The organism is Bradyrhizobium sp. S3.3.6 (genome assembly GCF_040546905.1).
GTDB lineage: Bacteria > Pseudomonadota > Alphaproteobacteria > Rhizobiales > Xanthobacteraceae > Bradyrhizobium > Bradyrhizobium cytisi.
Genome location: NZ_JBEPOT010000002.1, coordinates 567,678 through 591,322 on the forward strand (window position 1 = coordinate 567,678; position 23,645 = coordinate 591,322).

At 65.6% G+C, this 23,645-nt stretch carries 18 protein-coding genes and 1 pseudogene; 8 read left to right on the forward strand and 11 right to left on the reverse strand.

Annotation, left to right across the window (positions count from 1 at the left end):
- Positions 1-22 precede the first annotated feature (22 nt).
- The gene (locus tag ABID59_RS07305) at positions 23-964 is read right to left on the reverse strand and encodes a hypothetical protein (RefSeq protein WP_148749282.1); all 942 of its coding nucleotides are present in this window, start codon (positions 962-964) and stop codon (positions 23-25) included.
- Between the two features lie 468 nt (positions 965-1,432).
- Here ABID59_RS07305 and ABID59_RS07310 point away from each other — a divergent pair, with 468 nt between their 5' ends.
- Positions 1,433-2,629: an acetylornithine transaminase gene (locus tag ABID59_RS07310; RefSeq protein WP_354082926.1), complete on the forward strand. Its 1,197-nt coding sequence runs from the start codon at positions 1,433-1,435 to the stop codon at positions 2,627-2,629.
- Between the two features lie 121 nt (positions 2,630-2,750).
- On the opposite strand, the gene ABID59_RS07315 is transcribed toward ABID59_RS07310, so the two are convergent.
- From ABID59_RS07315 to pcsA, 3 genes are all read right to left on the reverse strand, one after another.
- Positions 2,751-3,725 (reverse strand): quinone oxidoreductase family protein, encoded by a 975-nt coding sequence (locus ABID59_RS07315; RefSeq protein WP_354082927.1) that lies wholly within the window; start codon positions 3,723-3,725, stop codon positions 2,751-2,753.
- 75 nt (positions 3,726-3,800) lie between these two features.
- Positions 3,801-4,535 carry a TerC family protein gene (locus tag ABID59_RS07320; RefSeq protein ID WP_148749285.1) on the reverse strand — a complete coding sequence of 245 codons (735 nt, stop codon included), beginning with the start codon at positions 4,533-4,535 and terminating at the stop codon, positions 3,801-3,803.
- On the reverse strand, positions 4,532-5,257 hold the full coding sequence (gene pcsA, locus ABID59_RS07325) for a phosphatidylcholine synthase (RefSeq protein ID WP_354082928.1): 726 nt from the start codon (positions 5,255-5,257) through the stop codon (positions 4,532-4,534). The genes ABID59_RS07320 and pcsA overlap by 4 nt, the downstream gene beginning before the upstream one ends.
- A 140-nt stretch (positions 5,258-5,397) precedes the next feature.
- On the opposite strand from pcsA, the gene ABID59_RS07330 reads away from it, so the two are divergent.
- A complete protein-coding gene (locus tag ABID59_RS07330) occupies positions 5,398-6,582 on the forward strand; it encodes a UbiH/UbiF family hydroxylase (protein ID WP_354082929.1) in 1,185 nt (394 codons plus the stop codon).
- 207 nt (positions 6,583-6,789) lie between these two features.
- Here ABID59_RS07330 and ABID59_RS07335 read toward each other — a convergent pair.
- Positions 6,790-6,984 (reverse strand): annotated as a pseudogene (locus ABID59_RS07335) (AEC family transporter); the annotation flags it as partial.
- Between the two features lie 106 nt (positions 6,985-7,090).
- On the opposite strand from ABID59_RS07335, the gene hspQ reads away from it, so the two are divergent.
- Entirely contained in the window at positions 7,091-7,423 is a 333-nt protein-coding gene (gene hspQ, locus ABID59_RS07340) for a heat shock protein HspQ (RefSeq protein WP_018317973.1), read from the forward strand.
- A 78-nt stretch (positions 7,424-7,501) separates the two neighbouring features.
- On the opposite strand, the gene ABID59_RS07345 is transcribed toward hspQ, so the two are convergent.
- Positions 7,502-8,326 (reverse strand): invasion associated locus B family protein, encoded by an 825-nt coding sequence (locus ABID59_RS07345; RefSeq protein ID WP_148749288.1) that lies wholly within the window; start codon positions 8,324-8,326, stop codon positions 7,502-7,504.
- 260 nt (positions 8,327-8,586) lie between these two features.
- Here ABID59_RS07345 and ABID59_RS07350 point away from each other — a divergent pair, with 260 nt between their 5' ends.
- The 3 genes from ABID59_RS07350 to ABID59_RS07360 all read left to right on the forward strand — a co-directional run bounded on the left by ABID59_RS07350 (position 8,587) and on the right by ABID59_RS07360 (position 13,249).
- Positions 8,587-10,434 (forward strand): extracellular solute-binding protein, encoded by a 1,848-nt coding sequence (locus ABID59_RS07350; protein WP_354082930.1) that lies wholly within the window; start codon positions 8,587-8,589, stop codon positions 10,432-10,434.
- 4 nt (positions 10,435-10,438) lie between these two features.
- Entirely contained in the window at positions 10,439-11,941 is a 1,503-nt protein-coding gene (locus ABID59_RS07355) for an AMP-binding protein (protein ID WP_354082931.1), read from the forward strand.
- Between the two features lie 84 nt (positions 11,942-12,025).
- Positions 12,026-13,249, forward strand: a complete 1,224-nt coding sequence (locus ABID59_RS07360) for a GGDEF domain-containing protein (protein WP_354082932.1) — start codon at positions 12,026-12,028, stop codon at positions 13,247-13,249.
- A gap of 12 nt (positions 13,250-13,261) precedes the next feature.
- On the opposite strand, the gene mfd is transcribed toward ABID59_RS07360, so the two are convergent.
- Entirely contained in the window at positions 13,262-16,780 is a 3,519-nt protein-coding gene (mfd, locus tag ABID59_RS07365) for a transcription-repair coupling factor (RefSeq protein ID WP_354082933.1), read from the reverse strand.
- A complete protein-coding gene (locus ABID59_RS07370) occupies positions 16,777-17,067 on the reverse strand; it encodes an FAD assembly factor SdhE (protein WP_148749293.1) in 291 nt (96 codons plus the stop codon). The genes mfd and ABID59_RS07370 overlap by 4 nt, the downstream gene beginning before the upstream one ends.
- 184 nt (positions 17,068-17,251) lie before the next feature.
- Here ABID59_RS07370 and recG point away from each other — a divergent pair, with 184 nt between their 5' ends.
- Positions 17,252-19,360 carry an ATP-dependent DNA helicase RecG gene (gene recG / locus ABID59_RS07375; RefSeq protein WP_354082934.1) on the forward strand — a complete coding sequence of 703 codons (2,109 nt, stop codon included), beginning with the start codon at positions 17,252-17,254 and terminating at the stop codon, positions 19,358-19,360.
- A 187-nt stretch (positions 19,361-19,547) separates the two neighbouring features.
- Here recG and ABID59_RS07380 read toward each other — a convergent pair whose 3' ends face one another.
- The 3 genes from ABID59_RS07380 to glmS all read right to left on the reverse strand — a co-directional run bounded on the left by ABID59_RS07380 (position 19,548) and on the right by glmS (position 23,202).
- A complete protein-coding gene (locus ABID59_RS07380; protein ID WP_354083118.1) occupies positions 19,548-20,405 on the reverse strand; it encodes an NAD(P)-dependent oxidoreductase in 858 nt (285 codons plus the stop codon).
- 120 nt (positions 20,406-20,525) lie between these two features.
- Positions 20,526-21,296: a DUF502 domain-containing protein gene (locus tag ABID59_RS07385; RefSeq protein WP_354034434.1), complete on the reverse strand. Its 771-nt coding sequence runs from the start codon at positions 21,294-21,296 to the stop codon at positions 20,526-20,528.
- 79 nt (positions 21,297-21,375) lie between these two features.
- Positions 21,376-23,202 (reverse strand): glutamine--fructose-6-phosphate transaminase (isomerizing), encoded by a 1,827-nt coding sequence (gene glmS / locus ABID59_RS07390; protein WP_354082935.1) that lies wholly within the window; start codon positions 23,200-23,202, stop codon positions 21,376-21,378.
- A 220-nt stretch (positions 23,203-23,422) separates the two neighbouring features.
- On the opposite strand from glmS, the gene ABID59_RS07395 reads away from it, so the two are divergent.
- Positions 23,423-23,644 carry a hypothetical protein gene (locus tag ABID59_RS07395; RefSeq protein WP_354082936.1) on the forward strand — a complete coding sequence of 74 codons (222 nt, stop codon included), beginning with the start codon at positions 23,423-23,425 and terminating at the stop codon, positions 23,642-23,644.
- The last annotated feature ends 1 nt before the right edge of the window (position 23,645 follow it).

The following is a 23,645-nucleotide window of genomic DNA, read 5'->3' on the forward strand; positions in this document are numbered from 1 at the left end:
CATTCCGTCATCGCGGATGCTTTCACGCTAGCCATTTCGGTACCCAGCGCTCCGGGCGCGGTCCACGCGCGAGATCGGCCTTTGCCTCAGCGAGCAGAGCCGGCTCGCCGCCGATGGTCGGGCGCACATCGTATTCGAAGTTCGGCATGACGCGGCCGTCGGCATAGAGACCGAATTTCATCGCGTACCACAGCCCGAGCTCGGGCTGCGCGCGGCGCATCTCCTCGCGCAGGTCGCGCAGCAGAGATTCGATCGAGGCGGCCTCCTCGAACGGCTGCGGCCCGCGCGACAGAACGCGCGCCTCGTATTGCTTGCCGACGATCGCGACCTCGAAATGCGTCTTGTCCCACGCGTTCTTGCCCTTCGGCAGATGCGCAGCGAGCCGCCAGCCGAGCTCGGCCATCAGGCGGTGATTGGCCCAGTATTCTTCGCGGTCCCGGCTCCACTTCTCAACGAAGCCGCGGAAGTCGGGCAGCTCGCATGCGCCATCCTCGCACGTAACAGGCTCGCCGGTCGGCCGCCGGGCCAGCCATTGCGCAAGCTCGACCGTCTGGGGCTCGACCTCGTCGTGCGGACACAGATCGTGCCAGGCCTTGTCGAATTGCTGCGACGTCAGTTTTGCAAGCAGCGCGTCGAGGGACGGCGCGAGCAGCTCGTAATCACCCTCCGAGCCGAGCCCCACGATCGGAGGATCGTCGCGGTCGAGACCCGCGCCGTACCAGCCGCCGACAGCCGAACCGTCCGGCAGGCGCATGAACAGCGCGAACCGGTCGCGCAGCGGACTGCCGTCGAAGATCGGGGCCTGGTCGGAGAACTGGCCTTGCAGCGAGAAACAGCCGACGCTGCCCCAGGCCCGCCCGTTCAGCCACCCGGCAAAATCCAGCAGCAAAGGCGGCGCCTCGATGCCCGGCGGAAACGCGCCGCGAATGCTGTCGAGGTCGATCGGATAAGGCGTTTCGGACAAGGCTGAAAACTGTCTGGTTGGTCCCGTCCCTCTTGGTCTGCCCCGGCCTGCCGCCGGTTCGAGCCAATTCGCATTCCGAGATCACAAACGCGCTAGAGGCTTGTTGGTTTCTACGCAGCAAACTATGAAACGAGCGCGCGATCGCGGAATACGACCGGGCCATCAAGCTCAACCCGAAATTTGTGCCGATACGTTCGCGCTTTACGGCGTTCAGTAGGTCCCGCTTGACAAGCCCTGCCTTTCGGCTGTAGGGACCCGCCCCATGATCAATTCCCGGACCCATCTGCGCCAGGCCATGCGTCGTCGCTCCCGCGACGATGATGGGTTGCGCCATGTCCGACGACGCCGCTGAACCAGTAGCTTCAGCATAGTTTTCGAGAAGGCCGCACCCGCAAAGTGCGGCCTTCTTGCTTTTCGCATCCCTTTTCACCCGCCCCCAGATCTTCGCTACCTCAAGAGGAGCTCGACATGACCACCGCCACCCATCCGTATGACGCGCTGATGGACATCACCGCACGGCCCAAGGCCGTGTTCGTCCGTGGCGCCGGCTCATACCTCTGGGACGACAGCCGCAAGCGCTATCTCGATTTCGTGCAGGGCTGGGCCGTGAACTGCCTCGGCCACTCCCCGCCGGCGGTTGCGGATGCGTTGGCTTCGCAGGCCCGGCGGTTGCTCACGCCAAGCCCGGCGTTCTACAACGAGCCCAGCCTCAAGCTCGCACAGGCGCTTGTCGGCAACAGCGCGTTCGACCAGGTGTTCTTCACCAATTCCGGCGCGGAGGCCAATGAGGGCGCGATCAAGCTCGCGCGCAAATATGGTAGCCGGCACAAAGGCGGGGCGTTCGAGATCATCGCGTTCGAAGGCGGCTTCCACGGGAGGACGCTGGCGACGATGTCGGCCTCGGGCAAGAAGGCGTTCGAGCCGCTGTTCGAGCCGAAGGTTGCCGGCTTCAAGAAGGCAAAGCTCAACGACATTGCCTCGGTCGAGAAGCTGATCGGCAGCAACACCGTTGCGGTGATGCTCGAGCCGATCCAGGGCGAGTCCGGAGTGTGGCCGGCAACCGATCAGTTCTTGCGGGAGCTGCGCGCGCTGACCCAGGCCCATGGCCTGCTGCTGATTTTCGACGAGATCCAGACCGGCATGGGCCGGACCGGAAAGCTCTTCCACTACGAGCATACCGGGATAGCGCCCGACATCATGACGCTCGGCAAGGGCATCGGCGGCGGCGTGCCGCTCGCGGCTTTGCTTGCGACCGAACGTGCCTCCTGCTTCGAGCACGGCGACCAGGGCGGCACCTTCAACGGCAACCCGGTCATGTGCGCTGCCGGCCTTGCGGTGCTCGGTGAGGTCGGTAAGCCGGATTTCCTGAAGTCGGTCACCGAGACCGGCCTGCTGCTCGAAAGCGAGCTGCAAAAAGTCTCGGCGCGGCACGGCCTCGGCGGCGTGCGGGGACGCGGGCTGCTGCTTGCGCTCGACCTCAAGCTGCCGATCGCGCCCGGCATCGTCGCGCAGGCGTTCGAGGCCGGCGTGCTCCTCAACGCACCGCAGCTCGACGCGCTGCGTTTCATGCCGGCGCTCAACGTCACGAAGGGAGAGATCGCCGAGATGATCGATTGTCTCGATACGATTTTGACGAAAGCCGGCGCGGCACGGAGGGTCGCGTAGGGTGGGCAAAGCGAAGCGTGCCCACCATTCAAGACCGCCGCCGCGAGATGGTGGGCACGGCGCTTTGCGCCTTTGCCCACCCTACGAAAGCCGTATCCGCTGTCGGAGCAATGGCCGCGACCTACGGCTTTAAAATCGACGCGCCGGTGGTGTGGCGGCTTTCGAGGTCGATATGGGCCTTGGCGGCGTCCTTGAGCGCATAGGCGTGGTTGATCGGCACGTGCAGCTTGCCGTTGATGACGGCGGAAAACAGCGTGTCGGCGCCTTCCAGCAGTTCCTTGCGCGTGCCGACGTAGTCGTTGAGCTTCGGCCGCGTCGCAAACAGCGAGCCGTGATTGTTCAATTCGGCGATCGAGAACGGCGGCACGGGCCCCGAGGCATTGCCGAACGAGACGAACATGCCGCGCGGCTTCAGGCACGACAGCGAGCCTGGGAAGGTCGTCTTGCCGACGCCGTCATAGACGACATCGCAGCCCTCGTTGCGGCTGATCTGCTTGACGCGTGCGACGAAGTCTTCCTCGTTGTAGAGGATGACGTGGTCGCAGCCATTGGCCTCGGCGAGTTCGGCCTTCTCGCGCGAACCGACGGTGCCGATGACATGGGCTCCCAGCGCGCTCGCCCATTGGCAGGCCAAGAGGCCGATGCCGCCGGCCGCCGCATGGATCAGCACGCGATGATGCGGCTCGACCTTGAAGGTCTTGTGCAGCAGATACCAGACGGTCAGCCCCTTGAGCATCAGCACGGCGCCCTGCTCGTGGGTGATGTGGTCGGGCAGCTTGACCAGCTTCTCCCAGGGGATGTTGCGCTCGCTCGTGTAGGCTCCGAGATTGTGGTAGTAGGCGACGCGGTCGCCGGGATGGAAATTCGTGACCCCCGGCCCGACGGCCAAGACCTCGCCGGAGGCCTCGTTGCCGGCGATGAAGGGCAGCCCCGGCGCCTTGTAGAGGCCGGTGCGGTAGTAGACATCAATGAAGTTCAGGCCGACCGCATGTTGGCGGATGCGCACCTCGCCGGCAGCAGGCGCCGGGACCTCGACGCTCTCATAGACCAGCGCTTCGGGGCCTCCGACCTTGTGCACACGGACCGCTTTGGTCATCACCTGACCTCCTCTTCTCCAGCGCCAGCGAAAGACATAGCGCCCGCCTTGTCAACTCGACCCAAATTGGAGCGACTAGACGGACGGCTTGCTGGCCTTCTTGCGGTTACGCTTCGCCAGCACGTTGAAGAACTCGACGGCCGCCGAGAACGCAATTGCGAAATAGATGTAGCCGCGCGGGATGTGGAATTTGAATCCGTCCGCAACCAGGGCGACGCCGATCAGCACCAGGAACGCCAGCGCCAGCATCTTGGTGGTCGGATGCTCCGCGACGAATCGCGCCACCGGTCCCGACGAAATGTACATGATCAGGCAGGCGATCACGACGGCGGCGATCATGATCTCGAGGTCCTGCGCCATGCCGATTGCGGTGATGATCGAGTCCAGCGAGAACACGATGTCGATGACGATGATCTGGACGATCACCCAGAAGAAGGCACTGCCGCCGGAGTCCTTCTTCCCCTCGCCGTCATCGGCCTCGACCTCGGCGTGGATCTCGTGCGTCGCCTTCGCGATCAGGAACAGGCCGCCGCCGATCAGAATCAGGTCGCGCCATGAGAAGTCGTAGCCCGCAAACGAGAACACCGGCGCGGTCAGGCCGATCAGCCAGACCAGCACGCTGAGCAGGACGATGCGGAAGACCAGCGCCAGCGCCAGCCCGATCTGGCGCGCGCGCCGGGCCTGTGGCTCGGGGATGCGCGAAACGATCACCGACAGGAAGATGACGTTGTCGATGCCGAGCACGATCTCGAGCGAGGTCAAGGTGAGCAGCGCGGCCCAGGCCTCGGGGCTGGTCAGCAAATGCATCATGCGAAGGACCTTGCCAGGCGGATCAGCGCGTCGCTGAACACGATCCAGAGCGCGATCGCGCAGAGCGCAACCGTCACGCCGGTGCCGACGCGAAAATCCATCTCCAGCACGTAAAGCCCGAGCAGCGACCAGATCGCAATCAGCGACATCGTCAGCCAGCGCAGCCGCACGACGCGAACCGGATGCAGGACGTGGAATGGCACGAAGGTCAGCACCACCAGCGCCGCGACCAGCAGCGTCGACGACAGCGGTGGCCAGTGCAGCAGGAACAAATAGAACGCCGCCGCATTCCACAGCGCCGGGAAGCCGCGGAAATGATTGTCATCCGCCTTCATGCGCAGATCGGCGAAATATAATGCGCTGGTGACGATGATGGCGATGCCGAGCAACGGCGCCGCCACCGGCAGCAACAGGCCGCTCGCCACGATCGCGTAGGCCGGCACGAAGACGTAGGTGACGAAGTCGACGATGAGATCGAGCACGTCGCCCGACCAGTTCGGCTGCACCTTCTTGACGTCGAGCCGGCGCGCGATCGGTCCGTCGACGGCATCGATGATCAGGGCGACGCCCAGCCAGCCGAACATCGCCGCCCAGTGCTCGCGCACCGCCTCCAGCATCGCCAGGAGCGCGATCGCAGCGCCAAAGGCGGTGAAGATGTGCACCGAAAACGCCGCGACCCGGATCGCGGGCGTCGGCTTGAGGGAATCCTCTTGGCTGTCCATCTGAGTTTCCATGGCTCCTGCTACCAGAACGGGACCGGTTTGCACATCCGCCGTCGCGGCATTGCGCCGCGCAATTCGTCATAAAATCAGGCAAAATAGGTGGGCTTGTATTTGCCGTGGGCCGTGTCACATGTCGTTCCATGACAGACGCATCCACACTCTTCGACGTCAGCGTTATCGGCGGCGGACCGGCAGGCCTAGCGGCAGGCATTGCACTGGCACGGGCCGGCGCGCGGACCGCGCTGCTGGCACGGCGCCTGCCCTACGCCGACAATCGCACCACCGCGCTTTTGGGTGCCTCCGTCGATCTGCTGGAAAACCTCGACGTCTGGCCGCGCTGCAGGGACAAGGCGGCGGCGCTCGAGGTCATGCGCCTCGTCGACGACACCGGACGGTTGTTCCGTAGCTCCGAGGTCCGGTTCTCCTGTCATGAGATCGCGCTCGACGCGTTCGGCTACAACATCGACAACCGTTCGCTGATGCTGGCGCTCGAGGCGCGCGCGGCCGAGCTTCCCGACCTTGTCCGCTTCGACGACGAGGCCGAGAACGTCGTCATCGAAGCCGATGACGTCGCAATCCGCACGGCGTCCGGACAATTCCTGACCGCGCGGCTCGTGGTCGGCGCCGACGGCCGGCACTCGCTGTGCCGGGAGGCCGCCGGCATTGCCGTGACGCGGCGCGAGCTGATGCAGACGGCGCTGACCTTCAATGTCAGCCATGCCCGCCCGCACCGCAACGTCTCGACCGAGTTCCACACGCCACACGGCCCTTGCGTGTTCGTGCCGCTACCCGGCAACCGCTCCAGCATCGTCTGGGTCTCGGCGCCCGCGGAGGCCGAACGGATTCGTGGCCTGAGCGACGAAGACCTTTCCGCAGCGATCGAGAAGCAGTCGCATTCCATTCTCGGCCGCATGACGGTCGAGCCCGGCCGCAACCTTTTTCCGCTGGCGATCGAACGGCCAAATTCCTTCGCGCGCGACCGCATCGCGCTGGTCGGAGAAGCCGCCCATGTGCTGCCGCCGATCGGTGCCCAGGGCCTCAATCTCGGCCTGCGGGATGCCGCCGATATTGCGAGGCTGGCTGGCGAGGCGATCGCATCGGGCCGGGATCCCGGCGCGGCCGACGTGCTCAAGCACTACGACCGGGCGCGGCGTCCGGACATTTTGAGCCGGACCTTTGCGATCGACATCGCCAATCGCTCGCTGCTCAACGATTTCCTGCCACTGCAGCCGGTCCGTGCCATCGGCATGCACCTGCTTGGCGCCATCGGTCCGCTCCGGCGTTTTGCGATGCGCGAGGGGCTCACGCCGACCTGGCGAAAATAGCCCGCTTACGGAAACGCCAGCCGGCCGGTCTGGAGCAGCCACATCGCGCCGGTCAGCGTGACCACGGATGCGAACGTTCCGAGCAGCACGGCGACGGAGGCGGCTTCGATCCAGGCAGCCCGATATGGAGCGCGGCGATGGCTGCGCCAAAACAGGCCGACAAGATCAGCGGGTTGAGCACGATCTGCTTCAGCACGACGGCGAAGGGAACGGCGGGTTGTTCAATTCCGCGAACGGCGTCTTCGACATGATCGCAAACAGCAGCGCCGGCAGCGACACGTAGAGCAGGAAGAAGTTCATCCAGGCGAGGCCCGATTCCGGTAGTGACTTGGCCTTGCCACACGCGAATCCGACGAAGATCAAGCCAAAATAAGATAGTGCCAGATTGAGGATATCGACCATCGATAAAGTGTTTTCTAAAGACTTGGGGTTTATCTGCCCCTTAAGTAGACGTTAATTCCAAATGAGGGCACTAGCATCGGCCACAATCCTGGTCTATCGACGGGGAATGATTAAAGCGCGGACCGCCAAATTTCAGATCGGTCAGGTCGTTCGCCACCGGATCTTCTCGTTCCGGGGGGTGATTTTCGACATCGATCCGGAATTCAACAACACCGAGGAGTGGTGGCTGTCGATCCCCGAGGAGGTGCGGCCTCACAAGGATCAGCCGTTCTATCATCTGCTCGCGGAGAATGCGGAGTCCGAGTACGTCGCCTACGTGTCCGAGCAGAACCTGCTGCCCGACGAATCCGGCGAGCCGATCCGGCATTCCCAGGTCGCCGAGATCTTCATCAAGAACAAGGATGGCGGCTACCGCCCGCGCAATCCCTCTTTGAACTGAGCTTCGCCCGCATCAAGCGGCCCGCAAAAAAGGCGCTCGAAACCGAGCGCCTTTTTCATGTCCGGGATCAGAGCCCGATTACTTCTGAGCCGTCGGAGGCGCGCCGGGTGCGCCACCCTGCTGCTCAAGCTTCTTGCGCTGCTCGTCGGCCTTCTTCTGAAGCTCTTCCTGGAGCTTCTTCTGGGTCTCCTCGAACACCTTTGGATCGGTCGGCGGACCGTCATAGGCCTTCTGGAATTCGCCCGTGAGCGGCAGCGGCAGGGTCAGTGGCGCACCGTTGGCGTTGATCGCCTGCACCACGAGGTTCTGGCCCTTCTTCATATTGGCGATGAGTTCGGGCGTCGCCTCGTAGTCCGACATGCAGCCGTTCTGGAAGCAGATCACATAGGGGCTCTGCAGCGGCGGATTGTTGTCGACGATGACGCGGGTGCCGTGCACGAGCTGCATGCCAAGCGGCAGGGTCACGCGCAGGATCTTCTTGGGCTCGCCTTCCGGCTCGATGATCACGGCCGCGATGACAGGCTGGCCCGATTCGATCCGACCGTCCTTGCCGGTAAAGCAGACCTGCTTGGCGTTGGCGTCCTGGCCCTTGAGGCAGAACTTGGTCCAGGGGGCGTAGATCAGCTGGATCTGCTGATCCGCGGGCTGGCCGCCCTGCGCCGCCGGAGCGCCCGGCTGGGCCGGGGGCTGCTGCGCCTGGGGAGCCGGCGCGGGAGTCGCAGCGGGCGCCTTAGGGGCAGCCTTAGGAGCGGCTTTCGGGGCTGCCTTCGGCGCGGGCGCGCCCGGGGCCGGCGCGGGAGTCTGAGCCTCGGCAGCAAACGGGACGACCAACGCCGTCGCCGTCAACAAGGCGAGAACTCGCCCGCGCGGCCGGACGGACGCGGCCAAATAACGGAAATTCATTGCAGAAAACCCTTTCTGAACGGGAAGTGCCCGAACCGCTCCGAAGCGCCGAAACAAGCCGCCTTGGGCGCGGCTCTCTCCCCGTCAATTGAGGCGGATACGTGACGGGCTCGGCGCTCGTGCGCGATTGCGTGCCTTCTTAACGCGGTCGACGGAAAGATCAATGCCGACAAGCATCTTTGGCTGTTTCCCGACGGGCGCTCAGTGAAATCCCTGTGATAGGATTCAGCCCCTGCCGGCCCTCGAATCAACGTGTCCGAATGTTCATGTTCCAGCGCCTGCTCGAGGGCCCCGGTGTCCGACTCTGTAGCCTCGCTTTGGTCCTCACCATTGGGCTATCGGCGTTCGGCGGCGCCGGGGCCGAGGAGGCCCACGCAATCGCCATGCACGGCAAGCCGGCGCTGCCGGCCGATTTCACCCATATGCCCTATGCCAACCCTGATGCCCCCAAGGGCGGCCGGCTGACCTGGGGAATCCTCGGCACCTTCGACAGCCTCAACCCCTTCATCGTCAAGGGACTGGCCGTGCAGCCGATCCGGAACTACGTCGTCGAAAGCCTGCTGGCGCGCGGCCAGGACGAGCCGTTCACGCTCTACGGCCTGCTCGCCAAAACCGTCGAGACCGACGACGGGCGAAGCTACGTCACATTCCGTCTCGATCCTCGCGCGCGCTTCTCCGACGGCAAGCCGGTGCTCGCCGAGGACGTGCTGTTCTCCTGGCAGCTCCTGCGCGACCACGGCCGTCCCAACCTCCGGCAATATTACACCAAGGTCGCCAAGGCCTCGGCACCCGATCCCCTCACAATCCGCTTCGACTTCACCGGCGCCAACGACCGCGAGCTGCCGCTGATCCTCGGCCTGATGCCGATCCTGCCGAAGCACGCCGTCGACGTCGCGACCTTCGAGGAGACGACGCTGACCGGGCCGATCGCCTCGGGCCCGTATCGCGTCACGGCGGTCAAGCCCGGCGCCAGCGTGACGCTCTCGCGCAATCCCGATTATTGGGGCCGCGATCTCCCGATCAATCGCGGGCTCTTCAATTTCGACGAGATCCGGCTCGACTATTTTCGCGAGGCCAACGGCCAGTTCGAAGCCTTCAAGCGCGGCCTCTATGATTTCCGCGTCGAGAACGAGCCGCTGCGCTGGCACGAGGGCTACGATTTTCCGGCCGCCAGGAACGGCGACGTGATCCGCGACACCATCAAGCCCGGCGTGCCGCAGCCCTCGGAATTCCTGGTGTTCAATACCCGCCGTCCGATCTTCGCCGACATCCGCGTGCGCCAGGCGCTGACGCTGCTGTTCGATTTCGAGCTGGTCAATCGCAACTATTTCTTCTCGCTCTATTCGCGCGTCGCCGGCTACTTTGCAGGCTCCGAGCTGTCGGCCTATGGTCGGCCTGCGGATGCGCGCGAGCGCGGGCTGTTAAAGCCCTTTGCCGCACAGATTCCGCCTGACATCATGGATGGCAGCTATCGGCTTCCCGTCACCGATGGCTCGGGGCGCGACCGGACGACGCTGCGCGCCGCGCTAAAACTCCTGTCCGACGCCGGTTACGATCTCGACGGCACCGTGCTGCGCAACCGCGCGACCAAGGCACCCTTCACCTTCGAGATGCTGGTGACGACCCGCGACCAGGAGCGCATCGCACTCGCGTTCCAGCGCGACCTCAAGCGCGCCGGCATCGCGCCGAGCGTGCGTTCGGTCGATCCAGTGCAGTTCGACCAGCGCCGGCTGTCTTACGAGTTCGACATGATCCAGAACCGCTGGGACCAGTCGCTGTCGCCCGGCAACGAGCAGTATTTCTATTGGGGCAGCGCTGCAGCGGACAATCCGGGCACCCGCAACTACATGGGCGCCAGGGATCCCGCGGTCGATGCCATGATCAAGGCCCTGCTGGAGGCCCGTGATCATACGGATTTCGTCGCGGCGGTGCGGGCGCTCGACCGCGCTTTGATCGCGGGCTGCTACACAATCCCCCTGTTTAACGTATCCGAGCAATGGATCGCGCGCTGGAATCGGATAGAACGACCATCGACCACTGCGTTATCAGGCTATCTGCCGGAGACCTGGTGGTCGAAGGGTGAGCCTCAAGCCAATCCAGCGAAGTGACCCCGTGAACCAGCCAGCCGTATCGCCGACGCTCGACACGCTGTTCCAGCGGACGCTGATGCGGCAGCCGCACGGGCCGGCTTTGCTCGATCCCCTCAACAAATCCCGCATCACCGGACATCGGCCGCGGCGGCTGACCTACGCCGAAGCCGACATGGCCATCGATGCGATGTCGGCGCATTTCGTCGAATCGGGCCTGCCGGCCAATTCGGTGATCGCGATCCAGCTGCCTTCTACGGTCGAGTTCGTGCTGACGGTGCTCGCCGCCCATCGCGCCGGCCTCGTGGTCGCCGTGCTGCCGCTGCTGTGGCGGCAGGCGGAACTGGCAGCCGCGCTCAACCGCACCGCGGCGCGCGCCATCGTCACCATGAGCAAGGTCGACGGCGTCAGCTATTCCGACCTCGCGATGCACGCCGCCGCCGAGGCCTTCTCGATCCGCCACGTCTTCGGCTTCGGGGCTGATCTGCCCGAGGGCATGGCCTCGCTCGACGAGGTGCTCGCGCGCCCGCCCGGCACCACGCGCGCGGTGATCCAGGACGGCCGCAAGGCGGCGATGATCTCCTTCGATGTCACGGCCGAGGGCTTCCGCCCGGTGCCGCGGCCGCATTTCAGCCTGATCGCGGGCGGGCTTGCGATGTCGCTGGAAGCCGACATCCAGCAGGGCGCGACCGTGATGGCGGCGTTCACGCCGATGTCGTTCGCGGGCCTCGCCTCCTCGCTCGCGGTGTGGCTGCTTTGCGGCGGCACGCTGGCGTTGCATCATCCGTTCGAGAGCGAGGTGCTGGAGCAGCAGATCAACGAGCACGCATGCGACGTGCTGATCGCGCCGGCCCAGCTCGCGCTGCGGCTTGGCGATTCCAACCTCGCGGCACGGATGCCGACCTTGCGCAACGTCATCGGGCTCTGGCGCGCGCCGGAGCAGGTAGCCGCAAGCGAAGCCTGGATCGCGCCGCATGCGTCGCTCACGGACGTCTATCTGTTCGGCGAGGCCGGGCTGTTCGGCGCCCGGCGCGGCAAGGACGGCGTGGCGGCGGCGGTGATGCCGGGACCGCACGGCGCCCCGCGCGAGCAATCCGGCTCATCGATCGCGGGCGATATTCTGCTGACCCCGAAGGGCACGCTCGGCCTGCGCGGCCCGATGGTGCCGATCGCGGCCTACGCGCCCCCGCAGCCGGTCGGCGAGACGCTGACGGCGCAGCCGCCGCGCGACTACGTCGACACCGGCTTTGCCGCGCGGATCGACCGCGCCAGCGGCGCGATCTGCATCACCGCACCGCCCTCTGGCATCATGGCGGTCGGTGGCTATCGCTTCCTCTCCAACGACCTCCAGGAATGGGCGCGCCGGCTCGGCCAGGGCGCGCTGCTGACGGCCCTGCCCGACCGCCTCTCGGGCCATCGGCTGGCCGGCCGGGCCCAGGACAATGCCCGCGCCCGGGAGGCGCTTAGCGAGCTTGGCCTTAACCCCCTGATGGTCGAGGCTTTTCGCGACCGCTCCGGGCCGATCTAGGCGCAGTTTGGCCCGACACATTGACGCTGCATTAAGGCCGCCGGACTAGATTGCGCGGCATCGATTGCGTGATCAGAGTATCCCATGTCCCAGGCGGGCCCGATCCTGTTTGTGTCCAATGCCGAGCGCCCCGCCTTCATTGCGGCGCTGGACGAGGCCCGTCTCTTTCCGGTCGTCGACAGCGATTGGGCGAGCGCCGCGCGCGCCGTCGAGCAGGTTCAGCCAGCCGCAGTCCTCGCCGCCATGTCTGGTGGGCACGAGCCGCATATGGCATTGCTCGCCAGGAAGGTCGCCGATCAGCCGCTTTATCTCCCGCTGGTCGCGCTGGATGCGCAAGCTTCGCTGCCCCACAACGCCCTGCCCTTCGCCACGCGCGGCAACGCTGCCGAACGCCTGATCGCGCGCTTGCGCGCCGCGATCCGCATCCGCACGCTACACGCCACCGTGCTGCGCCGGCTGCCGGAGGCGAAGGTCGCGGTGCCGGAGACCGATCCGGTGCGCGACGCCATCGTGCTCTTGATCGGCCGCGGCGCGGCTTATCCCGCGCTCTCCGTCGCATTCGGCGAACGGACGGGTGTGGTCGGCGCACTTTCGATCGAGGCCGCGGCAAAACATCTCAACACCCGGGACATCGATGGCGTCGTGCTCACGGACGGCTTCACGCCGCGCGTCACCGATGCCTTCCTCACGGTGCTCGCGGAGGATACGCGCTTCCGCAACCTGCCCGTGGTCGTCACCGCGCACCAGCTCACCCAGAGCTACGACCTGCCCAATCTCGAGCTGATCGCAGGCGAGCCCGCCAAGGTCGCGGCCAACGCGCTGCCGCTGATCCGCCAGCACGCGATGGAAGCGCAACTGAGCCGAACGCTGCGCTCGATTGACGCCGGCGGCTGGCTCGATCCGCGCAGCGGCCTGTTGACGGTCGAAGCCTTTGCCCGCGATTTTTCCAAAGCGGTCGAGCAGACGCTCGCGCGCGGCGGCGGCCTGTCGGTGGCGCGCTTCGCCTTCGATCCCGGCAATCCCCGCGCGCAGCTCGATGCCGCACGGATCCTCAGCCGCTTGATGCGGCAGATGGATTTTGGCACAGCACAAAAGGACGGCTCGGTGATCGTGGTGTTCGCCGAGACCGACTTCCGCACGGCACATATGATCGCCCGCCGCCTCTCGGCGGTGATGAAGCACACCTCGAACGGCAAGCACGAGATGCGCAGCGATCCCGTGGTCAGCGTGGACTCGCTGTCGCCGTCGGATACGGCAAGGTCGCTGCTCGGGCGGCTGTCGGCCGACGCGTCAAGGGCAGCGTCGTAATCACAACCTCGCCTACGCCGCTTTCTTTTTCTGCGCGAGCTGCGCCAGCTGCCGCATGATCTCGGTGGTGCCGGCGAGACGCTCCTCCGGCGTCTCCCAATCCTGCAGGAACACCACCTTCATGTCGGGCCGCACCTTGGCGGCTTGGCCGTGGCTGCGGATGAACGTCACCAGGCGGTCGGGATGTGCGAACGAATTGTCGCGGAAGGCGATGACGGCGCCCTTCGGACCGGCATCGATCTTCCCGACATTGGCCTGGCGGCAGAATGCCTTGATCGCGGCGACCTTGAAGAGATAACGCACCTCGTCCGGCAGCACGCCGAAGCGGTCGCGCATCTCGGCGCCAAAGTTCTCGATCTCCTCCTCGCTGTCGAGATCGGCCAGGCGCCGGTACAGCGACAGCCGCACCGAGAGGTCGCCGACGTAATCTTCCGGAATGAGCACGGGCATGCCGATGGTGATGGTCGGCGACCAGCGGTCGGCGGCCGGCTCGGAGACACCGGCCTTGAGGTTGACGATCGCCTCCTCCAGCATCGACTGGTAGAGCTCGAATCCGACCTCCTTGATGTGGCCGGACTGCTCCTCGCCCAAGAGGTTGCCGGCACCGCGGATGTCGAGGTCGTGCGAGGCGAGCTGGAAGCCGGCGCCCAGCGTCTCCAGCGATTGCAGCACGGTGAGCCGGCGCTCGGCTTGCGTCGTGATCTTCTGCTGCGCCGGCAGCGTGAACAGCGCATAGGCCCGCAGCTTGGAACGGCCGACGCGGCCGCGGAGCTGATAGAGCTGGGCGAGGCCGAACATGTCGGCGCGGTGCACGATCAGCGTGTTGGCGTTGGGAATGTCGAGGCCGGATTCCACGATGGTGGTCGACAGCAGGACGTCGAACTTGCCGTCGTAGAACGCGGTCATGATGTCCTCAATCACCGCAGGCGGCATCTGCCCGTGCGCGACCGCAACCTTCATCTCCGGCACGTGCTTGTCGAGGAAGTCCTTGACCTCGGCGAGGTCGTCGATGCGCGGCACCACATAGAATGCCTGGCCGCCGCGATAGCGCTCGCGCAGCAGCGCCTCGCGGATCATCAAGGGATCGTGCGGGGCCACGAAAGTGCGGACCGCGAGACGGTCGACCGGCGGGGAAGCAATGATCGAGAGCTCGCGGACGCCGGTGAGCGCCAGCTGCAGCGTGCGCGGGATCGGCGTTGCCGACAGCGTCAGCACATGCACCTCGGAGCGCAGCGCCTTCAGCCGCTCCTTGTGGGTGACGCCGAAATGCTGCTCCTCGTCGACGATGACGAGGCCGAGATCGCGGAACTTGATGGCCTTGCCGAGCAGCGCGTGGGTGCCGACGACGATATCGACCGAACCGTCGGCAATACCCTTCTTGACCAGGTTGAGCTCCTTGGTCGGGACCAGGCGCGAGGCCTGCGCCACGTTCACCGGAAAGCCCTTGAAGCGCTCGGTGAAGGTCCTGTGATGCTGGCGGGCGAGCAGCGTGGTCGGCACCACGACCGCGACCTGCTTGCCTTCGAGCGCAACGGCAAACGCCGCGCGAAGCGCCACCTCGGTCTTGCCGAAGCCGACGTCGCCGCAGATCAGGCGGTCCATCGGACGGCCGAGCTCGAGGTCCTTCAGGGTGGATTCGATCGCCCCTAACTGATCCTCGGTCTCGTCATAGGGGAAGCGTGCGCAGAACTCGTCATAGATGCCTTGCTGTACCGGCAGCTTGGGTGCCTCGTGCAAATGCCGCGCGGCAGCAATCTTGATCAGCTCGCCCGCGATCTCGCGGATGCGGTTCTTGAGCTTTGCCTTGCGGGTCTGCCAGCCGGAACCGCCGAGACGATCGAGCTCGACCGTGGTCTGGTCGGAGCCGTAGCGCGACAACAGCTCGATGTTCTCGACCGGCAGGAACAGTTTCGCCTCGGCGGCATAATGCAGCTCGAGGCAATCATGCGGCGCGCCGGCGACGTCGAGCGTCTGCAGGCCGACAAAGCGGCCGATACCGTGATCGGCGTGGACGACGATGTCGCCCGCGGTGAGGCTCGTGATCTCCGAGATGAAATTGTCGAGCTTGCGGCTTGCCTTGCGCGGGCGCACCAGGCGGTCACCGAGGATGTCCTGCTCGCTGATCAGCGCGATCTCGTCGGTCTCGAAACCGGCCTCTAAGCCGAGCACGGCGAGCATGGTCTCGTTGCGCGGCGTCGCCTGTACCGTCCGCCAGGCGTTGACGCTGGTGGTGTGGGTCAGCTTGTGGTCGCGCAGCATCGAGGTCATTCGGTCGCGCGAGCCTTCGCTCCAGAGCGCGATCACAACCTTCTTGCGGTTCGCCTGCAGGCCCATGACATGCGCGACGACGGACTCGAACACGTTGACGGTAGTATCGTTCCGCTCGGGCGCGAAGTCGCGGCCCTTGCGGGCGCCGGCATCGACGACCGAAGTACCGTCGGCCGGCATGGAGAACTGCGTCAATCGCGCCAACGGGATGTCGCCGAGACGCTTGCCCCATTCGTCCTCGGTCAGATAGAGCCGATCAGGCGGCAGCGGCTTGTAGATGGCGCCGCCGCCCGGATGCTCCATCGCATCGCGGCGGGCCTCGTAATAGTCCTGGATCTGCTTGAAGCGCTCGCGGACGGCGTCTTCGGCCTGCGGCTCGATCGCAACGGCCGCGCTCTGCAGATAGTCGAACAGCGTATCCATCCGGTCCTGGAACAGCGGCAGCCAGTGTTCCATGCCGGGATGGCGGCGGCCTTCGCTGACGGCCTCGTACAGCGCGTCGTCACGCTCGGGCGCGCCGAACTCGGCGACATAGCCCATGCGGAAGCGGCGGATTGTGTCTGTGACGAGCTGGAATTCCGAGATCGGGACCAGGTCGAGTGCGCGCATGTCGAGCAGCGTGCGCTGGGTCTCGGCGTCGAAGGTGCGGATCGATTCCAGGCTGTCGCCGAAGAAGTCGAACCGGACGGGCTGTTCGAGGCCAGCCGGAAACAGGTCGAGAATACCGCCGCGCACGGCATATTCGCCGGGCTCTCGCACGGTCGAGGAGCGATTGTAGCCGTTGTGCTCGAGCCAGGCGATGATGGTGTCCATCGGCACAACATTGCCCGGCGCAACCGACAGCGCCTGCGCCGCGACGAGCTCGCGCGCGGGCACGCGCTGCACGATTGCGTTGACCGTGGTCAGCACGATCAGCGGCTTGTCGCTGCCGGTGAGCGGGGCCAGCCGCGCCAGCGTTGTCAGGCGCTGCGCCAGGACTCCGCCATGCGGCGAGACGCGGTCATAGGGCTGGCAATCCCAGGCCGGAAACTGAAGCACCGGCAGATCGGGCGCGAAGAATTGCAGCGCGCGTTCGAGCTGCTGCATCCGGGCACCATCGCGGCAGACCACAGCAAGGCTGACGGCCGGCTTCTTCGGCCGCGCCGCGATGGCGCGCGCGAGATCGGAGACGACGAGGCCCTCGGCGCCCTCGGCGACATTGGCAAGCGTCAGCGCGCGGCCGGGTGTCAGCAGCTCGGCCGGAGATTTCATTCCCGGTTTCATAAATCGCGGTCCGCGATCGGATAGGCCTTGATCCGGGCAAACAACGCGCCGGTGACATCGGCCGGCAGCACCTTGTCACCGGTGATGGCGGCGTAGAGGTCGGGATCGGACTCTTCGAGCAGGGTCTCCAGCTCGATCAGCTCGGCGTCGGAGAGATTGGCGATCTCGGCATCGGCAAAGCGGCCGAGGATCAGGTCCATCTCGCGCGTGCCGCGGTGCCAGCAGCGGAACAACAACCGCTTGCGGCGGTGGTCCAGCCCGTTGCTCGATCGTGTCGTTCCCGTCATGTCTCAATCCAGTCAAACGCAGAAAGCCCGGACGTGCCGGGCCGGGGTGATATAGCCACTCGAACCTGCCGTGTCAGCCCTCGATTTGGCATGGCTTGACGCCCGCGAAGGGCTGCGAAAAAAGCCGTGGATGCCCGGCATAAAGCCGGGCACGACGAGCCGAAACGATCCTAGATTCGCTCTCATGCGCCCCAGCCTGCTCAATCCGCTGTTTGCTCCCGTGACCAGCCTGCCCGGCGTCGGTCCGAAGCAGGACAAGCTGCTGCAATATCTGCTCAGCCGCAACGAGCCGCCGCGGCTGGTCGATTTGCTGCTGCATCTGCCGAGCCAGGTTATCGACCGCCGGGCGCGGCCAAAGATCCGCGACGCGGTCCAGGGAACCATGGTGACGCTGGAGGTCACCGTCGACCGTCACCGCCCGCCCCCGCCGCGCAACCCCCGCGCGCCGTATCTGGTCTATGCCAGCGACGACACCGGCGATGTCGTGCTGACCTTCTTCCGCGCCAAGCCCGGCTATGTCGAGAAGCTGCTGCCTGTCGGCGAGAAGCGCTTCGTCTCCGGCACGCTGCAGATGTACGACGGCATGCCGCAGATCGTTCATCCCGACCGCGTGCTCGACGAGGAGGCGATCTCAAAGCTCTCTGGCATCGACCCCGTCTATCCGCTCACCGAGGGCCTCGCGCTCGGCTCGCTCCGCCGCGCGATCGCGCAGGCGCTGCAGAAGCTGCCGGCCCTGCCCGAATGGATCAGCCCGGAGGTGCAGCGCCGCTGCAATTTCCCGCCGATCGCGGAAGCGCTCAATCGCGTGCACCAGCCGGTCGAGCTGACGGACATTCTGCCGGACCAGCCGTTCTGGTCCCGCCTTGCCTTCGACGAGCTGCTTGCCGGCCAGCTCGCGCTCGCCTTGATCCGCGCGCAGCTCCGGCGTCCCGCCGGCGTGCGCAATGCCGGCGACGGGCATTTGCGCCACAAGATCATCGATGCCCTGCCCTACGCGCTGACGTCCTCGCAGCGCGATGCAGCTGCGGCCATCGCGAACGATCTGCAACAGCCCGTGCGCATGCTGCGCCTGCTCCAGGGCGACGTCGGCTCCGGCAAGACCGTGGTCGCGCTGCTGGCGGCCGCCGCTGTCGCCGAGGTCGGCAAGCAGGCCGCGCTGATGGCGCCGACCGAAATTCTGGCACGCCAACACATCAAGACGATCGCCCCGCTCGCCGAGCGCGCCGGCATGCGGGTCGCGATCCTCACCGGCCGCGAAAAGGGCAAGGAGCGGCGCGAGATCATCACGCAGCTCGCCGAGGGCGAGATCGATCTCCTCGTCGGCACCCATGCGCTGATCCAGGACGACGTGATCTTCCACGATCTGGCGCTCGCCATCGTCGACGAGCAGCACCGCTTTGGCGTGCGCGAGCGCCTGGCGCTGACCTCGAAGGGCGAAGCCGTCGACGTGCTGGTGCTGAGCGCAACCCCGATCCCGCGCACGCTGGTGCTGACTTATTTCGGCGACATGGACATCAGCGAGTTGCGCGAAAAGCCCGCCGGCCGCCAGCCGATCGACACCCGCGCCGTCGCCATGAGCCGGCTCCGCGAGGTCATGGACGGCGTCGGCCGCGCGCTCGAATCCGGCAAGCTGGTGTACTGGATCTGCCCATTGGTCGAGGAATCCGAGGCGGAGGGTACCGAGCATCTCACCAACGCGACCAAGCGCTTCGAGAGCCTGCAGAAGCGTTTTGGCGATCGCGTCGGCCTCGTCCATGGACAGATGAAGGGCACGGAAAAAGACCGCGTCATGGGCCAGTTCGCCGCGCACGAGATCGGGCTTCTGATCGCAACCACCGTGGTCGAGGTCGGCGTCGACGTGCCGGCTGCCACCATCATGGTGATCGAGAATGCCGAACGCTTCGGCCTCGCCCAGCTGCACCAGCTGCGCGGCCGCATCGGGCGCGGCTCGGAGGCCTCGACCTGCATTTTGCTCTACAGCGAACCGCTCGGCGAAATGTCGAAGGCGCGGCTGAAAGTGATCCGCGAGACCACCGACGGGTTTCGTATCGCCGAAGAGGATCTGAAACTGCGCGGCGAAGGCGATGTGCTGGGCGTCCGCCAGAGCGGCCTGCCCGGCTACCGCATCGCGCGCCCGGAGGTCCACGGCCAGCTCATCACGCAGGCTAGAGACGAGGCGCTGCGCATCATGAAGGACGATCCGAAGCTGAAAGGCGAGCGCGGCGAAGCGCTGCGCTGCCTGCTGTATCTCTACGAGCGGGACGAGGCGATCCCGCTGATCGGGGCGGGCTGAGCACGCGCCGCGACGCAGGTGCGCCCCCTCGCCCCGTTCTTACGGGGAGAGGGTCGGGGTGAGGGGCCGCTTCAGCAAAGACGGTGAGAGATGGACTCGCGGAGAATCCCCCTCACCCGAAATTTGCTCTCGCAAATTCCAGCCTCTCCCCGCACGCGGGGAGAGGCGAAGGACGGAGACGCCGCCCTTACCCCTTCTTCGACGCACTCTTCTCCGCAAATGCCTTCAATAGCGCTGCATCCACCGCCTCGCCCTTTGCGTCCCCGGCCAGATGCTCGAACCATCTGGCAAAACCCTGGTAGATCTGGCTTGCCGGATGATCCGGCCCGAGGAAGCCGGCAATCTCCTGCATCTCAGCGACCCAGCGATAGGCCTTCGGGATCATGTCGGGCAGCGCGACCTCGAGCCGCGCCAGGATCGCGGGCTGGCTGAGCGCGAGCTCGTCGCGGAGCGCGTCCGCGGCCCCCGCCTTCGTCGCGGCGACCACCATGGCGGAGCCGATCCCGGCGAGACCCTTGACGATGCCGGCGTAGGACATCTTGAGCGCGGAGGCCGCCCCCACCGGGCCTTCGACAATGCGCAGGTCGAGCCCGAATTCCCTGAGCACGGCGATATCCCCGGCATGTTCGCCTGACATGTAGAACGCCGGGCTCTTGCCGCCCGGCTGCGGCGGAAAGCCGATGATGCCGCCGTCGACGAAAGGCGCCTGCGCCGAGCCGATGATCTCCTCGATCCGCTTCACCGTGTCGACATTGACGGCGTTGCAGTCGACCACGACCGGCTTCTTGTTACGTTTCACGATCAATGCGGCGAGCCGCTCGGCCAGCGCCACCGCCTCGCCCGGCGGCACGATCGAGAGGATGATGTCGGCGTCCGCGATCGCCTCGTCCTCGGCGCCGACCATGCCGGCATCCGCCGCCCGTTTCAGCGTCGCCTCGCTGCGCCCTTTCAAGGACGTCAGCACGCGCGCGCCGTTTTCGCTGAGGCGGCGGGCCACCGCGCTGCCCATGGCGCCGGGCGCGAGGATCGCAATGGTTTTCGACATCGAGTTGGACATCGGGGCACTCCAGTTCGAACTCCGAGCATTGGCGCTCAGTTCGACCGGAACATTAGCAGAGGATGCGAATGCCCGCGTGATCCCAGGCCATCCCGCCGCGGAATAGCCCTACTCCGCCTTCGCAGGCTCGGGCTGGAACGTGGAGGCGTTGGCAATGCGCGCGGCGTTCGCCATGCCGGCGAGCGCGGCTGCCTTCTTCGGATCCGGCGCCGAGCCCGGCTGCACCACACCGGCCGACATGATCAGCGTCGCCGCGTCCTCGGTGCTCATATCGACCTCGATGATCTTGCTCCTGGGCACGTAGAAGAAGAATCCGGTGGTCGGGTTCGGCGAGCACGGCAGAAACACCGAGACATGTTCCTCCTGCCCCGGCAGGCTGCGCGCGACGTCCTCGTTCGGGGATTGCGAGATCAGCACGATCGACCACATGCCGGGCGATGGAAACTCGACGAGGCCGACCTTGCGAAAGCTCGAGCCCTTGCCCGAGAACAACGTCTCGAACACCTGCTTCAGGCCGCGATAAATCGCCCGCACCGCCGGGATCCGGCCGAGGAAGGTCTCGCCGACATCGACCAGCGTGCGGCCGATCAGATTCGCTGCGAGGAAGCCGACCAGCGTCAACGTGAAAAATGCGACAACCAGTCCCCAGCCCGGGACGACGTACGGCAGATACGTTTCCGGTCGATAGGCGAGCGGAACAAATGGACGCACCACGCCGTCGACCCAGGTGACGAACCACCAGACCAGGTACAGGGTGATCGCAATCGGACCGGTGACGATCAGCCCGGTCAGGAAATAATTGCGGAAACGGCCCATCAGGCCGGTATGCGGCTCCGGGGCGGGATCGAGAGGCGCAGGCACGTCGTCGCGGGTGGTCATTCTGGTTCCAGGTCGGTCGCTTCGTTCAAGCTAGGGGCTTCTAGCAGGTTTTGGAAGAGCGCGGCCTGGTCCGTTCTGCCTATTCCACCGTCACGGATTTCGCGAGATTGCGCGGCTGGTCCACGTCGGTGCCCATCACCACTGCCGTATGGTAGGCGAGCAGCTGCACGGGGATCGCATAGACCATCGGCGTAAAGGCCGCGGCCATGTCCGGCATGACGATGGTGACGAGCGAATCCACCGTCGCCTCGGCCGCGCCCTTGGCGTCGGTCATCAGGATGATGTTGCCGCCGCGGGCGGCGACCTCCTGCATGTTCGAGACGGTCTTCTCGAACACGCGGTCGTAGGGCGCGATCACGACGACCGGCATGGTCTCGTCGATCAACGCGATCGGGCCGTGCTTGAGCTCGCCGGCGGCGTAGCCCTCGGCGTGGATGTAGGAGATTTCCTTCAGCTTCAGCGCGCCTTCGAGCGCCAGCGGGTAGCTGGTGCCACGGCCGAGATAGAGCACGTCGCGGGATTTTGCGATTCTATGCGCGAGCTTCTCGATCTGGATCTCGGCCGTGAGCGCATCCGACATCAGGCGCGGGATCTCGACGAGGCCATGGACGAGCTTGGTCTCGTCCTCGGCGGACAATTCGCCGCGGGCCCTGCCGGCCGCAATGGCGAGGTTCGCCAGCACCATGAGCTGGCAGGTGAAGGCCTTGGTCGAGGCGACGCCGATCTCGGGGCCGGCCAGCGTCTGCAGCACGGTCTCGCTCTCGCGCGCGATGGTCGAGGTGGGGACGTTGACGACGGCAATCGTGTGCGCGCCCTCGGCCTTCGCGTAGCGCAGCGCAGCCAGTGTGTCGGCGGTCTCGCCCGATTGCGAGATGAAGATGGCGAGATCGCCCTTGCGCAACGGCGCTTCGCGGTAGCGGAATTCGGAGGCGACATCGACCTCGACCGGCACGCGCGCAAACCGCTCGAACCAGTATTTTGCAACGATGCCGGCGTAGCTGGCGGTGCCGCAGGCCGTGATGTTGATGCGCTGGATGTCCTTGAAGTCGAACGGCAGCTTGACCGGCAGCGAGACGCGCTCGGTCGCCATGTCGACATAGCGCGCCAGCGTGTGGCCGACCACTTCCGGCTGCTCGTGGATCTCCTTCGCCATGAAGTGGCGGTAGTTCGCCTTGTCGACCAGCGAGGTCGAGGCGGCGTGCTTGATCTTGTCGCGCTGGACGGCGTGGCCGTCCTTGTCGAAGATCGCAGCACTCTTGTGTGTCAGCACGACCCAGTCGCCGTCTTCGAGATAGCTGATCGTGTCGGTGAACGGCCCCAGCGCGATGGCATCCGAGCCGAGATACATCTCGCCGTCGCCATAGCCGATCGCAAGCGGCGGACCGTTGCGGGCGCCGATCAACAGATCGTCGTCGCCAGCGAAGATGAAGCCGAGTGCGAAGGCGCCGCGCAAGCGCGCCAGGGTCAGCTTCACGGCTTCCACCGGCTTGTTGCCGCGCGTCAACAGATCGTCGACGAGATGCAGCACGATCTCGGTGTCGGTCTCGGTGTGGAACACCGTGCCCTTCTTCTCGAGCTCCTCGCGCAGCTCGCGGAAATTCTCGATGATGCCGTTGTGGACGACCGCGACGCGCTCGGTCGCATGCGGATGGGCATTGTTGACGGTCGGCTTGCCGTGGGTGGCCCAGCGGGTGTGACCGATGCCGGTGGTGCCCTTCAGCGGCTCGGCTTCCAGCCGCTTCTCCAGATTCTTCAGCTTGCCCTCGGCGCGGCGGCGCTCCAGATGCTTGCCTTCAAGCGTGGCGACGCCCGCGGAATCGTAGCCGCGATATTCGAGACGTTTGAGCGAATCCACCAATTGCTCTGCAACCGGCTCGCGCCCGAGAATGCCGACAATCCCGCACATGCGGATCAATATCCCCCAAATCGTCGAAAAATCGCCTAAACGACGCGCTCGGTTTCTAGCGAAGTTCCTAAGGAACCAGTTACTCAATAATTATGACGGATTGCGACAGCGTCAGATGACGGCATGCCTTCGCCTGCGTCGATGTGGCCGGCTTTAACCGCGCGAATTAACTTGTTGTCAACAAGTTTGGCCAACGATTCCCCTACGGGAGATCACGGCCATGAAAGCCACGTCCGACCGCAAAGGTCAGTCACCCACGTATCTGCTCGCCAGCGAGACCACGGGCACGCACCTCGCGCATTGGCCGCCGCCCCACCGCAGCAAGGAAGGCAAGCCCGTCTTGGTCTTCACGAAGCATGCCGAGGGCAAGCCCGCGAAGCGTGCAAGCCCGCGCGGCTGGCGCCTGACGCGCGCGGTCTTCTCAGAATTCGCCGACGAGTAAC

Excerpts from the sequence above, each read along its gene's own strand:
- ABID59_RS07310 (WP_354082926.1), top strand. The coding sequence starts at position 1,433 with ATGACCACCGCCACCCATCCGTATGACGCGCTGATGGACATCACCGCA.
- ABID59_RS07315 (WP_354082927.1), bottom strand. The coding sequence starts at position 3,725 with ATGACCAAAGCGGTCCGTGTGCACAAGGTCGGAGGCCCCGAAGCGCTG.
- ABID59_RS07320 (WP_148749285.1), bottom strand. The coding sequence starts at position 4,535 with ATGATGCATTTGCTGACCAGCCCCGAGGCCTGGGCCGCGCTGCTCACC.
- pcsA (WP_354082928.1), bottom strand. The coding sequence starts at position 5,257 with ATGGACAGCCAAGAGGATTCCCTCAAGCCGACGCCCGCGATCCGGGTC.
- ABID59_RS07330 (WP_354082929.1), top strand. The coding sequence starts at position 5,398 with ATGACAGACGCATCCACACTCTTCGACGTCAGCGTTATCGGCGGCGGA.
- hspQ (WP_018317973.1), top strand. The coding sequence starts at position 7,091 with ATGATTAAAGCGCGGACCGCCAAATTTCAGATCGGTCAGGTCGTTCGC.
- ABID59_RS07345 (WP_148749288.1), bottom strand. The coding sequence starts at position 8,326 with ATGAATTTCCGTTATTTGGCCGCGTCCGTCCGGCCGCGCGGGCGAGTT.
- ABID59_RS07350 (WP_354082930.1), top strand. The coding sequence starts at position 8,587 with ATGTTCATGTTCCAGCGCCTGCTCGAGGGCCCCGGTGTCCGACTCTGT.
- ABID59_RS07360 (WP_354082932.1), top strand. The coding sequence starts at position 12,026 with ATGTCCCAGGCGGGCCCGATCCTGTTTGTGTCCAATGCCGAGCGCCCC.
- mfd (WP_354082933.1), bottom strand. The coding sequence starts at position 16,780 with ATGAAACCGGGAATGAAATCTCCGGCCGAGCTGCTGACACCCGGCCGC.
- ABID59_RS07370 (WP_148749293.1), bottom strand. The coding sequence starts at position 17,067 with ATGACGGGAACGACACGATCGAGCAACGGGCTGGACCACCGCCGCAAG.
- recG (WP_354082934.1), top strand. The coding sequence starts at position 17,252 with ATGCGCCCCAGCCTGCTCAATCCGCTGTTTGCTCCCGTGACCAGCCTG.
- ABID59_RS07380 (WP_354083118.1), bottom strand. The coding sequence starts at position 20,405 with ATGTCGAAAACCATTGCGATCCTCGCGCCCGGCGCCATGGGCAGCGCG.
- ABID59_RS07385 (WP_354034434.1), bottom strand. The coding sequence starts at position 21,296 with ATGACCACCCGCGACGACGTGCCTGCGCCTCTCGATCCCGCCCCGGAG.
- glmS (WP_354082935.1), bottom strand. The coding sequence starts at position 23,202 with ATGTGCGGGATTGTCGGCATTCTCGGGCGCGAGCCGGTTGCAGAGCAA.
- ABID59_RS07395 (WP_354082936.1), top strand. The coding sequence starts at position 23,423 with ATGAAAGCCACGTCCGACCGCAAAGGTCAGTCACCCACGTATCTGCTC.